Genomic DNA, 14,712 nt, shown 5'->3' with positions numbered 1-14,712 from the left:
TCAACCCTCCTTCTCGATGAGGGCCAGACTCTCCCGCAGGATCGGACCGTATTCGTATTTGCCAGCACACACATAGGTGCACAGCGCCAGGTCTTCTTCGTCGAGCTCCAGGCAGCCAAGCTGCTGGGCCATGTCGGTATCGCCGACGATCAGCGAACGCAGCAATTGCGTTGCCAGAATGTCCAGCGGCATCACTTCTTCATAATTACCAACCGGCACCATGGCGCGCGGGCTGCCATTGGTGGAGGTGGAGAAGGCGAAGCGCTTGGCGGCCGCCAGCTTGGACACGAAGATGTTGAGGATCGAGTGCTTGTTCACACCCGCACGCAGGTAATGCAGCATCTCGCGATCTGTGCCTTCGGCAAGGCAAGACACCTGCAGGTGATAGCGGCCCAGGTAGGAACAGGCACCACGGGACGTACGCCCACCCAGTACCGAACCGGAAATCACCCGATTTTCACCGACGATGAGCTCACCCGCAGTCAGCTCGCTGAGGTTGGCACCCAGGCGAGTACGCAGCAGACGCGGACGCTCGACCACCGGGCCGGCCAGCGCGACGACACGTTCTACCCACAGCTGACCGGTAGTGAACAGTTTGCCGACGGCAATCACGTCCTGATAGTTGATCGTCCAGACGCTCTTGCTGGCACTGACCGGATCGAGGAAGTGGATATGGGTGCCCGGCAGACCCGCCGGGTGCGGCCCGGCGAACGCCTGGCTGCGTACGCCTTCGAGCTGCTCGCCCGGCAGGCTCACGTCTGGCGCCTTGCACAAGAACACCGGACTCAGACGCGCCAGCACCTTGAGGCCGTTTTCGAAATCACCCGCATGCTCGGCAATGATCGGCGCAGGATCAGCTGCCAATGGATGCGTATCGATGGCGCTGACGAAGATCGAACTGGGCACGGCATCGATGGCCGGCACCTTGCTGAACGGCCGCGTACGCAGCGACGTCCACAAACCGGACTGCTGCAGGTTCTCGCGAACCAGTGCGGCGTCTAGGCTGCTCAACTGAGCGTCAGGGTAATGCGCGAAGGTTTCCTGCTCGTCGCCATCGAGATCGATGACCACCGATTGCAGCACCCGCTTCTCGCCACGATGGATCGCACTGACGATGCCAGCGCCTGGAGCCGTGTAATGAACCCCCTCGGATCGCTTGTCGGAAAAAAGAATCTGACCCAGCTTGACCCGGTCACCCACCTGAACGGCCATGGTGGGTTTCATACCGTGATAATCGAAGCCAATGACGGCGACGCTGCGCACCGGCCTCGAGGCCTCGACCTGCTGAGCCGGCGCGCCTGTTATGGGCAAGTCGAGCCCATGTTTTATTCTGATCATAGGTTTGCCTAACCACTGAGCTTATAAATTTTTTGGAGTATGCTCGACAAACGCTAATCAAATAGCAAGACGCACGCCAATATCACTATTGCCGTGGGGCGATGTCGAACACAGGTAAGAAATCGTCGGGATTATAAAGTTGTGCGACAACCTGACGCCACCCAAGCGCTTGCTTTTTTTAGGTTTTCCGTTACAGGACGCAACAAAGACAGGAACGGGAGCACGCGCGCAGCGACCAGTATCCATGAAAAACAGCAGCCGCTCCTATCATGAATTGGCTATTCGCATTTCTCATAGAACCAGGCCTAGCCTTCCCCTGAGCATTCAACGGCTCTACCTGGGCGATATTGCAATGGTGGCAAGCAGCAAAAGCACTTCAGCCATAGCCAAAAACCGGGCAAAAAAAGGGAGCCCGAGGGGCTCCCATTTCTGAGCGTGTCGCGATCAGCGCGGGAATGCAGGCGGGTTGACCCCGGCCATGTCTTCCATCACGCGAACCACCTGGCAGCTATAGCCGAACTCGTTGTCGTACCACACATAGAGCACGACACGGTTGTCGTTGGCGATAGTGGCTTCGGCATCGACCACACCGGCATGGCGCGAGCCGACGAAGTCGGTGGAGACCACTTCCTGGGAGCTGACGAAGTCGATCTGCTTCTGCAGGTCGGAGTGCATGGCCATCTGGCGCAGGTACTCGTTGATTTCTTCGCGGCTGGCGGCCTTCTCGAGGTTCAGGTTGAGAATGGCCATGGACACGTTCGGCGTCGGTACGCGAATCGCGTTACCGGTCAGCTTGCCCTTGAGCACCGGAAGCGCCTTGGCGGCAGCAGTGGCAGCACCGGTTTCGGTGATGACCATGTTCAGCGCGGCGCTGCGACCACGACGGCTACCTTTGTGGAAGTTGTCGATCAGGTTCTGATCGTTGGTGTACGAGTGAACGGTTTCGACGTGGCCGTTGACGATGCCGTACTTGTCGTTGACCGCCTTGAGCACCGGCACGATGGCGTTGGTGGTACAGGAGGCGGCCGAGACGATCTTGTCCTCAGCGGTGATTTCGCTGTGGTTGATGCCATGCACGATGTTCTTCAGGGCACCCTTGCCCGGCGCGGTCAGCACGACGCGGTCGATACCCGGGCACTTCAGGTGCTGGCCCAGACCCTCGGCATCACGCCACACGCCGGTGTTGTCGACCAGCAGTGCATCCTGGATGCCGTACTGGGTGTAATCGATGGCCGAAGGATCCTTGGCGTAGATCACCTGGATCAGGTTGCCATTGGCGGTGAGGGTGCTGTTTTCTTCATCGATGGTGATGGTGCCGTCGAACTTGCCATGTACCGAGTCGCGACGCAGCAGGCTGGCGCGCTTGACCAGGTCATTCTCGGCGCCCTTGCGCACGACGATGGCGCGCAGGCGCAGGCCATCGCCACCACCAGTGTGCTCGATCAGGATACGCGCCAGCAGACGACCGATACGACCGAAGCCATACAGGACAACGTCGGTGCCCTTGCGCGGCGAGGCGTTCTGCTGGTTGGCCACGTCGGCCAGCTCGTCACGGACGAACTGCTCGATGCTGCGGCCCTGGCCTTCGGCCTTGAACTTGCCGACCATCTTGCCCAGGTCGACGGACGCAGCACCCAGCTTGAGCTCGCTCATGGCCTTGAGTACGGCGTAGGAATCGTGAACGGACAAGCCATTCTCGTCAGCCTGGCGGTGGCGGGCGAAGCGGTGCGCCTTGAGGATCTCGATCACCGAGCGATTGATCAGGCTACGGCCGTGGATCGACAGCACCACATTGTTGTTGCGGTACAGCTGACCAATCAGCGGAATCATCGCCTCGGCGAGGGCTTCACGGTCAATCCATTCACCAAGACACTGGTCGGGCTTCTGAGTCACGGCAATACCTTCCACATGTAGGGGCTGAAAAAAGGGGCTACATTATGACGACACACGCATTCATCGGCAATCTGCAGCGGTCGAAACACTGACAGCCATCCACGCGGATAGTTACAATCGCAGGCCAAATCGTTACCAATCGCGAGGCACCTGTGCCTGTACTGCGTCTGCCGTCCTTGCCGGCCACCGCCGGTAAACAACACTGGGGCAACCTGCCCGGTGCCGCACTGAGCCTGGCTGTAGCCGAAGCCGCCAGCAATGCCAAGCGCTTCACCCTGCTGCTCACCGCCGATAGCCAGAGCGCCGAGCGCCTGGAGCAGGAACTGAGTTTCTTCGCCCCGGATTTGCCGGTGTTGCATTTCCCGGACTGGGAAACCCTGCCCTACGACCTCTTCTCGCCGCACCAGGACATCATCTCCCAACGCATTTCCGCGCTGTATCGCCTGCCCGGGCTCAAGCACGGCGTGCTGGTGGTTCCCATCACCACGGCGCTGCATCGCCTGGCACCCAAGCGCTTTCTGCTCGGCAGCAGCCTGGTGCTGGATGTTGGCCAGCGCATCGACGTCAACGACATGCGCGGCCGCCTGGAAGCCGCGGGTTATCGCTGCGTCGACACGGTTTACGAGCACGGTGAGTTCGCCGTACGCGGCGCCCTGATCGACCTGTTCCCAATGGGCAGCAAGCAGCCGTTTCGCATCGACCTGTTCGATGACGAGATCGAGACCCTGCGCACCTTCGACCCGGAAACCCAGCGCTCGATCGACAAGGTCGAGTCGATCAAGCTGCTGCCTGCGCGCGAATTCCCCCTGGAGAAAAAGGCCGTCACCGATTTCCGCGGCCGCTTCCGCGAGCGCTTCGACGTCGACTTCCGCCGCTGCCCGATCTACCAGGATCTTTCCACCGGCATCACCCCGGCCGGTATCGAGTACTACCTGCCGCTGTTCTTCGAAGAAACCGCCACCCTCTTCGACTATCTTCCTCAGGACACCCAGGTGTTCTCCCTGCCCGGTATCGAAAAGGCCGCCGAGCAGTTCTGGACGGACGCGCGCAATCGCTACGAAGAACGCCGCGTCGACCCCGAGCGCCCACTACTGCCGCCGGTCGATATATTCCTGCCGGTAGAAGATTGCTTTGCCCACCTGAAAGACTGGCCGCGCGTAGTCATCAGCCAGGACGATATCGAGCCGGGTGTCGGCCGCAGCCGTTTCGACGCCAGCGCCTTGCCCGATCTGGCGATCCAGGCCAAGGCCAGCGAGCCGCTGGCGGCGTTGCGCCGTTTCATCGATCAATACCCGGGCCGCGTGCTGTTCTGCGCCGAATCCGCCGGGCGCCGCGAAGTGCTGCTGGAATTGCTCGCGCGCCTCAAGCTCAAACCCAGGGAAGTCGACGGCTGGCCGCAGTTCTGCGCAAGCAAGGAACGCCTGGGCATCACCATCGCGCCCCTCGATGAAGGCTTGCAGCTCGAAGACCTGGCACTGATCGCCGAAAGCCCGCTGTTCGGGCAGCGCGTGATGCAGCGTCGGCGCCGGGAAAAGACCCGCGACGCCGGCGAAAACGTGATCAAGAACCTCACCGAGTTGCGCGAAGGCGCGCCGGTGGTGCATATCGACCACGGCGTGGGCCGTTACCTGGGCCTGGTGACCATGGAGTTCGACGGTCAGGCCGCGGAGTTCCTGGCTCTGATGTACGCCGAGGAAGCCAAACTCTACGTACCGGTCGCCAGTCTGCACCTGATCGCCCGCTACACCGGCAGCGACGATGCCCTGGCCCCACTGCATCGCCTCGGCTCGGAAGTCTGGCAGAAGGCCAAGCGCAAGGCGGCCGAACAGGTGCGCGACGTCGCCGCCGAGCTGCTCGACATTTACGCCCGTCGCGCCGCCCGCGAAGGCTATGCCTTCAACGATCCGAAAACCGACTACGAAACCTTCAGTGCCGGCTTCCCGTTCGAGGAGACCCCGGATCAGCAAAGCGCCATCGATGCCGTGCGTGACGACATGCTCGCACCCAAGCCGATGGATCGCCTGGTCTGCGGCGACGTCGGTTTTGGCAAGACCGAGGTGGCCATGCGCGCCGCCTTCATCGCCGTGCACGGTGGCCGCCAGGTAGCGATCCTGGTGCCCACCACCCTGCTCGCCCAGCAGCACTACAACAGTTTCCGCGACCGCTTCGCCGACTGGCCGGTGACGGTCGAGGTGATGAGTCGCTTCAAGAGCGCCAAGGAAGTCAGCGCTGCGATACAACAGCTCGCCGAGGGCAAGATCGACATCATCATCGGCACCCACAAGCTGCTGCAGGACGACGTCAAGATCAAGAACCTGGGCCTGGTGATCATCGACGAAGAGCATCGTTTCGGTGTGCGCCAGAAGGAAGTCCTCAAGGCACTGCGCAGCGAGGTGGATATCCTCACCCTCACCGCCACACCGATTCCGCGCACCCTGAACATGGCCGTATCAGGCATGCGCGACCTGTCGATCATCGCCACGCCACCCGCCCGTCGCCTCTCGGTGCGCACGTTCGTCATGGAACAGAACAAGCCGACGATCAAGGAAGCGCTGCTGCGCGAACTGCTACGCGGCGGCCAGGTGTACTACCTGCACAACGACGTGAAGAGCATCGAGAAATGCGCCGCGGATCTCGCCGAACTGGTGCCCGAAGCGCGGATCGGCATCGGCCACGGGCAGATGCACGAACGCGAGCTGGAACAGGTGATGGGCGACTTCTACCACAAGCGCTTCAATGTGCTGATCGCCTCGACCATCATCGAGACCGGTATCGACGTGCCCAGCGCCAACACCATCATCATCGAGCGCGCCGACAAGTTCGGCCTGGCCCAGCTGCACCAGCTACGTGGCCGCGTCGGGCGCAGCCACCACCAGGCCTATGCTTACCTGCTGACACCACCACGCAAGCAGATGACCGACGATGCGCAGAAACGCCTCGAAGCCATCGCCAATGCCCAGGATCTCGGTGCCGGTTTCGTGCTGGCCACCCACGACCTGGAGATTCGCGGTGCAGGCGAACTGCTCGGAGACGGCCAGAGCGGGCAGATCCAGGCCGTCGGTTTCACCCTGTACATGGAAATGCTCGAGCGCGCCGTCAAGTCGATCCGCAAGGGCGAGCAACCGAACCTCGACCAACCGCTGGGCGGCGGGCCGGAAATCAACCTGCGCGTACCGGCGCTGATTCCCGAGGATTACCTGCCGGACGTACACGCCCGCCTGATCCTCTACAAGCGCATCGCCAACGCCATCGACGAGGACGGTCTGAAAGAGCTGCAAGTGGAAATGATCGACCGCTTCGGGCTGCTCCCGGAACCCGCCAAGCACCTGGTACGTCTGACCCTGCTCAAACTGCAGGCCGAGCGACTGGGCATCAAGAAGATCGATGCCGGGCCGCAGGGCGGACGCATCGAGTTCGCGGCGGAAACACCGGTCGATCCGCTGACGCTGATCAAGCTGATCCAGAGTGCGCCGAATCGCTACAAGTTCGAAGGCGCCACGCTGTTCCGCTTCTCCATTCCCATGGAACGGGCGGAAGAGCGCTTCAATACGCTGGAAGCGTTGCTCGAGCGGCTGCTGGCCACGGTGAAAAACTGAAAGCAATCAGGGCCGCATAAGCGGCCCTGATTGCATGTGGCATGGCCCTAGCGAAGCGATACGCGGAGCCTTCTTATTGCCGTATAGCGACTGCTACAAGGCGGAAGCGGCCGGTCGGTGACCCGCGTTGAACCATGGATCACGGCCTTCGGCCCCGGATTACGCCTGCAGCTAATCCACCTTAAAGGCACAAACGGCCATTCGTAGGGTGGACGACGCTTCACCCGTCCACCAACCTAGCGATCGCAATGGTGGATGAAAAGAGCGTCATCCACCCTACGTCCGCTCCCGCCTCTTTGCAGTCAGCCCAATAAAAACGAGCCAAACGCTCTCGGCTCACTCCACCAACTGCGCTGCTCGCAACGCCAAAAGCGCCTGCGCCCAGCGCGGATTCTGACGATAGTCGACGCCCGGGAAAGCGCGACGGCGCATGCGTGCCAAGCCCCTTGGTGCCACGACCCGGAGGCGCTGCGCCGCCGACAGCGCAAGCTCTGCGGCCGCCCGGTCATTGCATACCAGGCCCATATCGCAACCGGCCGTCAGGGCCGCTTCGATACGGCTGGCGGCATCGCCGACCACATGGGCGCCGGCCATCGACAGGTCGTCGCTGAAAATCACGCCCTCGAAACCCAGCTCACCACGCAGGATGTCCTGCAGCCAACGACGCGAGAAACCGGCCGGCTGACTGTCGACCTGCGGATAGATGACATGGGCCGGCATCACCGCCGCCAGATCACGACTCAAGGCCGCGAACGGCCGCAGATCGTTCTGACGGATTTCTTCCAGGCTGCGCTCATCGGTGGGAATGGCGACATGGGAATCGGCCTCGGCCCAACCGTGCCCGGGGAAATGCTTGCCCGTCGCTGCCATGCCCGCCTCTGCCATCCCACGGATGAAGGCACCAGCCAGCTGAGTAGCACGCTCGGGGTCGCCCTCGAAGGCGCGATGGCCAACCACGGCGCTGCGCTCATGATCGAGATCCAGCACCGGGGCGAAGCTCAGATCCAGACCAACCGCCAACACTTCGGTCGCCATCAGCCAGCCGCACTGCCGCGCCAGACTCTCTGCATCGGTACAGCCGGCAATCGCGCGCATGGCCGGCAAACGCACGAACCCCTCACGCAAGCGCTGCACGCGTCCGCCCTCCTGATCAACCGCCAGCAGCAGATCCGGGCGCACTGCACGGATGGACTGGCACAGCTCACGCACCTGACGCGGATTCTCGATATTGCGGGCGAAGATGATCAGGCCGCCGACTTCGGGTTGGCGCAACAGTTGCCGGTCTTCGGCAGTCAGCCAGGTACCGGCGACATCCACCATCAGGGAGCCATACAGGGGGGTACTCACAACAGGTATTCCTTAATTGAGTGGCCGCGCCGCTCAGTTGGAGCGAGGCACTTCATCGTTCGGCACCACGCATCAAGCGGGCACCAGGGAAAGATTGCATTTCGTATGGACATGCAGCCATGGGACAGCGGCACGCGCACGGGTTCCGTGACCAGCGTGCAGGCAACTGTAGCGGCGAACGTGACGCTCCCCCGGCTCGCAGCCGTAGAAGCCCCCGGCAACCCCATAAAGAGATCGCCGGAAGTGGGATATGCAGAAACCAGCCGACATGGACGGTAGCTTAGGGGCTGCGACGATCAGCCCGCAAGCCAGGCGCAGGCGTTTATACCTTGGTGACGGGGGTACTTTTGCTACGGGGAATAAGCTGCGCAGCCGCCAATCGCTCATCGGTCACGCCACTTTCGGAGCGCATGCCCGCGGCCAGAAACGGCACCATCAGGCGCATGACCTGCTCGATGGAGGTGTCCACGCCAAAGTCACTCTCGGCCATGGCGCGTAGCGCCTTGATGCCAGACATGCTGAACGCGGCAGCACCCAGCATGAAATGCACGCGCCAGAACAGTTCCAGAGGGGGAATACCGGGCGCTGCCTCATGCACCAGCAGCATGTAGCGGCGGAATACCTTGCCGTAGACTTCTTCGAGGTATTTGCGCAGGTGCCCCTGGCTCTGGCTGAAGGCCAAGCCCAGCAGGCGCATGAAGATCGACAGGTCGTTGCCGCTGCGCGGCTTCACCGCCAGAGCCTGCTCGACCAACAGCTCGAGCAGTTCTTCGAGACTGAAGGTGACACCCGGCTTGCTCTGGCGCTTGTCCAGCTCGCGCTCGAGGCTCGCGCAGAACGGCCCGAGAAAACGGGAGAATACCGCCTGTATCAGGGCCTTCTTGGAACCGAAGTGGTAGTTGACGGCGGCCAGATTGACCCCAGCTTTACTGGTGATCAGGCGCAAAGACGTCTCGGCGAACCCCTTCTCCGCGAACAATTGCTCCGCGGCGTCCAGAATGCGTTCAACGGTTTCCGATTGCGCCATGACATCCATCCGACAAACAAGTGTTTGAAACATACGTTTCAGCGCGCACAGCTGTCAAGTCGCGCAGGCCGTATTCTGGATGCTCAGTCATCATTTGGCGATAGCGTCGCGGGCGATACCAGCCCGGTTTTGAAAAAGGCCGCCTGAGCATAGTCCATTACGTACCACTTACCCGCCACTGGGTAGATAACACAAGCGCAACGCGCATCAATGGATTGCCAAGCGGCGCTTACTGTATATAATCCCAGTCACTGTATAAAAAGACAGAGCCACCCACATGATCAAGCTGACGCCCCGCCAAGCCGAAATCCTTGCCTTCATCAAGCAGTGCCTGGAAGACAACGGCTACCCGCCGACTCGTGCAGAGATCGCCCAGGCGCTCGGTTTCAAGTCACCGAACGCTGCCGAGGAGCACCTCAAGGCACTGGCGCGCAAAGGCGCTATCGAGATGACGCCCGGCGCCTCCCGCGGCATCCGCATTCCCGGCTTCGAACCCAACCAGATCGAGGAAGAAGGTCTGCCTGTAATCGGTCGAGTGGCTGCCGGCGCGCCCATCCTGGCCCAACAGCATATAGAAGAAGCATGCCGGATCAATCCGGACTTCTTCCGCCCCAAGGCCGACTACCTGCTACGCGTTCGCGGCATGAGCATGAAGGACATCGGCATTATCGACGGTGATCTGCTTGCCGTACACACCACCAGCGAAGCACGCAACGGCCAGGTGGTCGTCGCGCGTATCGATGACGAAGTAACGGTCAAGCGCTTCAAACGTGAGGGCAATACCGTCTGGTTGCTGGCGGAAAACCCCGAATTCGCCCCGATAGAAGTGAACCTGGAAGAACAGGATCTGATCATCGAAGGCTTGAGTGTCGGCGTCATTCGCCGCTAATGGAGGCTTTATGCAGTTCCCGCAGTCGCTGAGCCGTACCCAACTGCCGCTGTTCGATGCCTTTCTGGCCTCGACCATTGCGGTAGTCGAACCCCACCAGGAGACAACCTTCAGCGAGGTGTCGCTGAGGGGCGCTGCAGGCCATTGCCTGACACTGTTGGCCCCCATGCTGCGGGAACTGAGCGAAAAGGATGACGAACGCTGGCTGACGCTGATCGCTCCACCCACGAGTCTGACGCAAAGCTGGTTACGCGATGCCGGTCTGAACCGCGAACGCATTCTGCTGCTGCACCCTCGAAACAGCCAGAGCGCCCTGCAATTGGCTCAGGAAGCACTGAAGCTTGGGCGCAGCCACACGGTCATCAGTTGGTTGCAGCCCCTGCCCCAGCACGCTCGCCAGCAATTGGAAGCGGCAGCGCAACTGGGCCAGGCGCAAAGCCTGAACATCAGCCTGGGCTGAAGCTCAAGTTTCAGAAAAGTGGTTAAAGCTTGAGTGTCTGTCAGATGCTAGCTTTGCTGCCTGACTCGCCTCAAAGGCGCAGACGGGAAAGCCGAATCAGTGCAGGACGCGAGGCTGCTCGTCTTCTTGCTCGAAATCGCCTTCCGCCATTCTGCCGGCCATTTGCACGCCGACATTGAGCATCGCCTTGGCGACTTCCACATGCTGGCCCTGGAGAAAGGCCTTGGCATCTTCGGAAAAGTCCAATACCACCAGCGCTTCCTCATCATCGGCTCGACGCAGGGCGATACGCCCATCGGGCAACTCGACGATCTCAAGGAAGGAAGTAGGCATAACTCGGATTCTCCACGAAAGGCCGCGCATTGTAGCAGCCGCTCCGCTCGATCGCTTGGCGAAAGAATCACCAGGTGCTGAACGGGCTTTCAATCATCGATAAGCATCACGCTTACCATTCGCTGAGGCCAACGCGAAAACGTTGCGCCAGTACTTTCAATTCCTGCCGCCAGCTCTCCAGGGTTTCCCGATCAAGAAGCGGCCGCTCCTCATCCAGGCTCACCGCTTCGATCAACGACGTGGCGCCAGGATCGGCCTTGGCCTCCCGTGGGGGGCGCGGCGGCCGGAACAGCTGGGCGTGAGCAGCCAATAATTGCCCGAGCCAGGTGTGCCCGTTTTCGGACAACTCCACCAGTTCGGCCAACTCGGGGCTCGGTGCAGCCGACAGATTCTGTCGATCCAGCAGCACCTCGGCACGCGCTGCACTGCCATTCGGCAACCGATAGAAGCCAGCGATTTCGTGACAGAGGCCGAGTAGCGCCCCGTACAGGTGAAACAGCGTCGCTTCGCGTTCGGCCTGCACCAGCGCCTGGGCATTCATCGCCCGGCCCTCTTCAGCCTTGCGCCAGGACTCCAGAGAGAGCCCGGCGTAGAAAATCTTCTGATTGGTGCGGGTATACAGTTCGCCAGCCATATGCACTCTCCAGATGGCGTCAGGCACACTCCAGCGGAGCGTGCCCAGCGCAGATCAACGCTTGTCTTCGACCTTCCACTTGCCGCCGTCAAAGAACGCTTTCCAACCGGTGGGCTTACCGTCCACCTCAGTCTGCACGTACTGCTCCTTGGTCTTGCGGCTGTAACGGATGACCGCAGCGCGGCCTTCAGGATCCTTGGCCGGCGCATCGATCAGGAAGTGATACTTCGGATCGATCTCGTCCTTGTGCGGGATCAGCTCGAGCACCAGGGGCGCACGGGTTTCGCGGTTCTTGGGGAACTGGCTGGCGGCCAGGAACAGCCCTGAAGCGCCGTCACGCAGCACGTAGGTATCATCGACCTTTTCGCACTTGAGCTCCGGCATCTTCACCGCATCCATCTTGGGTGGCGCGGGCTCGCCGCTGCGCAGCAGCTTGCGGGTATTCTTGCACTCGCTGTTGGTACAACCGAAGAACTTGCCGAAGCGACCGGTCTTGAGCTGCATCTGGCTGCCGCACTTGTCGCACTCCAGGCTCGGCCCTTCGTAACCCTTGATGCGGAACTGGCCCTGCTCGATCTCGTAGCCGGCGCAATCCGGGTTGTTACCGCAGATATGCAGCTTGCGCGTTTCGTCCAGCAGGTAGGCGTCCATCGCGGTCGCACAGATCGGGCAGCGATGCTTGCCAAGCAATACCCGCGACTCCGACTCGCCCTCGTCATCCGCGGCGATTTCGTCACCGGGTACCAGATTGACCGTGGCCTTGCAGCGCTCTTTCGGCGGCAGGGCATAGCCCGAGCAGCCGAGGAAAACGCCCGTCGAGGCGGTACGAATCATCATCGGCCGGCCGCAATCGCGGCAGGGAATATCGGTCAGGGTCGGCGTGTTGGCACGCATGCCATTGTCGCCGTCCGCGGCCAGTTCCAGCTTCTTCTTGAAGTCGCCGTAGAACTCGTCGAGCAGGTGTTTCCACTCGCGCTCGCCCTGAGCCACGTCGTCGAGGTTCTCTTCCATACCGGCGGTGAAACCGTAGTCCATCAGGTCGGAGAAGCTTTCGCCAAGGCGCTCGGTAACGATGTCGCCCATTTTTTCCGAATAGAAACGGCGGTTGTGCAACGCCACGTAGCCACGATCCTGAATGGTGGAAATGATCGCTGCGTAGGTGGACGGGCGACCGATACCACGCTTCTCCATTTCCTTGACCAGGCTGGCTTCCGAATAGCGCGCCGGTGGCTTGGTGAAGTGTTGGCTCGGATCGAGCTTGATCAGCTTGAGCGCTTCACCTTCCTTCATTTCCGGTAGCACGGCGTCGTCACCCGGCTTGCTCAGTTGCGGCAGCGCACGGGTGTAACCGTCGAACTTGAGGATACGGCCCTTGGCGCGCAGCTCGAACTGGGCGGCAGTAACGGTAACGGTAGTCGACAGATATTCGGCCGGTGGCATCTGGCAGGCGACGAACTGGCGCCAGATCAGCTCGTACAGGCGCTCGGCATCACGCTCCATACCAGACAGCTGGGTCGGACGCAGGTTGACGTCGGACGGACGAATCGCTTCGTGCGCCTCCTGAGCGCCTTCCTTGCTGGAGTAGACGTTAGCCTTCTCCGGCAGGTATTTCTTGCCGTACTCACCGTCGATGAAACCGCGCACCATTTCGATGGCATCGGCCGACAGGTTGGTGGAGTCGGTACGCATATAGGTGATGTAGCCCGCCTCGTAGAGACGCTGGGCCATCATCATGGTTTTCTTCACGCCGAAGCCGAGACGCGTGCTGGCGGCCTGCTGCAACGTGGAGGTGATGAACGGCGCCGATGGTTTGCTGCTGGTCGGCTTGTCCTCACGCTTGGCGATGCTGTAGCTCGACGCCTTGAGGGTCGCCAGCGCGGCCATGGCCTGGGCTTCGTTCAGCGGCTTGAAGGCAGCACCGTTCTCGCGGGCCACGTCGAAGCGCACGTTGGCACCCTTGGCGGTGCCCAGGTCGGCGTGCACTTCCCAGTATTCTTCGGGTACGAACGCGCGGATTTCCTTCTCGCGCTCGACCACCAGCTTCACCGCAACGGACTGCACACGGCCGGCAGACAGGCCGCGGGCGATCTTCGACCACAGCAGCGGCGAGACCATGTAGCCCACCACACGATCGAGGAAGCGTCGTGCCTGCTGGGCATTGACCCGATTGATATCCAGCTCACCCGGGGCGGAAAACGCCTCCTGGATGGCCTTCTTGGTGATTTCGTTGAACACCACACGCTTGTAACGGCTGTCATCGCCACCGATGGACTCGCGCAGGTGCCAGGCGATGGCCTCCCCCTCTCTATCCAAGTCGGTCGCGAGATAGATGGTGTCGGCTTCCTTGGCCAGGCGACGCAGTTCCTCGACCACCTTTTCCTTGCCGGGCAGGATCTCGTACTTGGCCTTCCAGCCGTGCTCGGGATCGACCCCCATACGGTTGAAAAGCTGACGCTTGGCCTTTTCCTTGGGCGACAGGGCTGGCGTTTCGCCGGCGGCAGCCTTGCCGCGTTTGGCAGGCTCCTTGGCGGCCGCCCCGCCACTGGTGGGGAGGTCGCGGATGTGGCCGATGCTCGACTTCACCACGTACTGGCTGCCCAGGTACTTGTTGATGGTCTTGGCCTTGGCCGGGGATTCCACGATGACCAGCGATTTACCCATGGATTGGAAAATTCCTGAAATTCGGTAATTGAAAGGCGAGCAAGTATCTGAAAAAACTGTTGGGCGTATCGGTTCGACGCGCACCGCATCGACGATGAAAGCGCTCGCCCGACAGAGCGAACACCTAAAAGCGTGGCGCTGCCGCTTGTATCACATCGATCTCGTGGTTATCCAACAGACCAGAAGTGTCCTGCGACCTGCTTTGGCCCCGCTATATATAGTGGCGGTCAACTCGAGGTCAAGGGCGAGTATTTTTTGAAGCGGCTTCAGGGGCGGCGCAGAACGCTTGCCTCGGCCTCGACAAAAGCAAAGCGTGGAACCCGCTTGCCGTCCAGTTCCACCTCACCCTGGAACATCTCCAGCGGCCGCACCCAGAGACCGTATTCGCCGTACAACGCCTGATAGACGACGACTTCCTCTTCCGTCTCGGAATGCCGGGCCACGCCCAGCACACGGTACTCGGGGCCTTTGTAATGACGGTAGAGACCGGGTTGCAGCGACATCATTCAATTTCCTGGAAATATTTTTCGTTCG

Annotated in this window: 11 protein-coding genes; 3 read left to right on the top strand and 8 right to left on the bottom strand. The window is 61.2% G+C overall.

What is annotated here, in order from left to right; translation table 11 throughout:
• Nucleotides 1–1,338 carry a Na(+)-translocating NADH-quinone reductase subunit A gene (locus tag DNK10_RS07090; RefSeq protein ID WP_131178364.1) on the bottom strand — a complete coding sequence of 446 codons (1,338 nt, stop codon included), beginning with the start codon at nucleotides 1,336–1,338 and terminating at the stop codon, nucleotides 1–3.
• A gap of 444 nt (nucleotides 1,339–1,782) precedes the next feature.
• Nucleotides 1,783–3,231, bottom strand: a complete 1,449-nt coding sequence (locus DNK10_RS07085) for a glyceraldehyde-3-phosphate dehydrogenase (RefSeq protein ID WP_208738793.1) — start codon at nucleotides 3,229–3,231, stop codon at nucleotides 1,783–1,785.
• A gap of 152 nt (nucleotides 3,232–3,383) precedes the next feature.
• Between DNK10_RS07085 and mfd the strand changes: the two genes are divergently transcribed.
• Nucleotides 3,384–6,827, top strand: a complete 3,444-nt coding sequence (gene mfd, locus DNK10_RS07080; RefSeq protein ID WP_131191036.1) for a transcription-repair coupling factor — start codon at nucleotides 3,384–3,386, stop codon at nucleotides 6,825–6,827.
• A gap of 336 nt (nucleotides 6,828–7,163) precedes the next feature.
• Here mfd and nagZ read toward each other — a convergent pair whose 3' ends face one another.
• Both nagZ and DNK10_RS07070 read right to left on the bottom strand, forming a co-directional pair.
• The gene (nagZ, locus tag DNK10_RS07075) at nucleotides 7,164–8,147 is read right to left on the bottom strand and encodes a beta-N-acetylhexosaminidase (protein WP_425273845.1); all 984 of its coding nucleotides are present in this window, start codon (nucleotides 8,145–8,147) and stop codon (nucleotides 7,164–7,166) included.
• 349 nt (nucleotides 8,148–8,496) lie between these two features.
• Entirely contained in the window at nucleotides 8,497–9,201 is a 705-nt protein-coding gene (locus DNK10_RS07070) for a TetR/AcrR family transcriptional regulator (RefSeq protein WP_131178368.1), read from the bottom strand.
• Between the two features lie 277 nt (nucleotides 9,202–9,478).
• Here DNK10_RS07070 and lexA point away from each other — a divergent pair, with 277 nt between their 5' ends.
• Entirely contained in the window at nucleotides 9,479–10,090 is a 612-nt protein-coding gene (gene lexA / locus DNK10_RS07065; protein WP_131191034.1) for a transcriptional repressor LexA, read from the top strand.
• Nucleotides 10,091–10,100: 10 nt separating this feature from the next.
• Complete coding sequence (gene sulA / locus DNK10_RS07060; RefSeq protein WP_131191033.1) at nucleotides 10,101–10,550, top strand: SOS-induced cell division inhibitor SulA; 450 nt, start codon at nucleotides 10,101–10,103, stop codon at nucleotides 10,548–10,550.
• 96 nt (nucleotides 10,551–10,646) lie between these two features.
• Here sulA and DNK10_RS07055 read toward each other — a convergent pair whose 3' ends face one another.
• From DNK10_RS07055 to DNK10_RS07040, 4 genes are all read right to left on the bottom strand, one after another.
• On the bottom strand, nucleotides 10,647–10,883 hold the full coding sequence (locus tag DNK10_RS07055) for a hypothetical protein (protein WP_042555598.1): 237 nt from the start codon (nucleotides 10,881–10,883) through the stop codon (nucleotides 10,647–10,649).
• A 112-nt stretch (nucleotides 10,884–10,995) separates the two neighbouring features.
• On the bottom strand, nucleotides 10,996–11,517 hold the full coding sequence (locus tag DNK10_RS07050; protein ID WP_131191032.1) for a DUF6586 family protein: 522 nt from the start codon (nucleotides 11,515–11,517) through the stop codon (nucleotides 10,996–10,998).
• Between the two features lie 54 nt (nucleotides 11,518–11,571).
• Complete coding sequence (gene topA / locus DNK10_RS07045; protein ID WP_131191031.1) at nucleotides 11,572–14,178, bottom strand: type I DNA topoisomerase; 2,607 nt, start codon at nucleotides 14,176–14,178, stop codon at nucleotides 11,572–11,574.
• 266 nt (nucleotides 14,179–14,444) lie between these two features.
• On the bottom strand, nucleotides 14,445–14,681 hold the full coding sequence (locus DNK10_RS07040) for a DUF1653 domain-containing protein (protein ID WP_131178373.1): 237 nt from the start codon (nucleotides 14,679–14,681) through the stop codon (nucleotides 14,445–14,447).
• Nucleotides 14,682–14,712 lie beyond the last annotated feature (31 nt).

It is taken from the genome of Phytopseudomonas daroniae, assembly GCF_004327275.1.
Taxonomy (GTDB): domain Bacteria; phylum Pseudomonadota; class Gammaproteobacteria; order Pseudomonadales; family Pseudomonadaceae; genus Aquipseudomonas; species Aquipseudomonas daroniae.
Note: the sequence above shows the minus strand (reverse complement) of the source record. Positions and strands in the feature narration are given on the sequence as shown.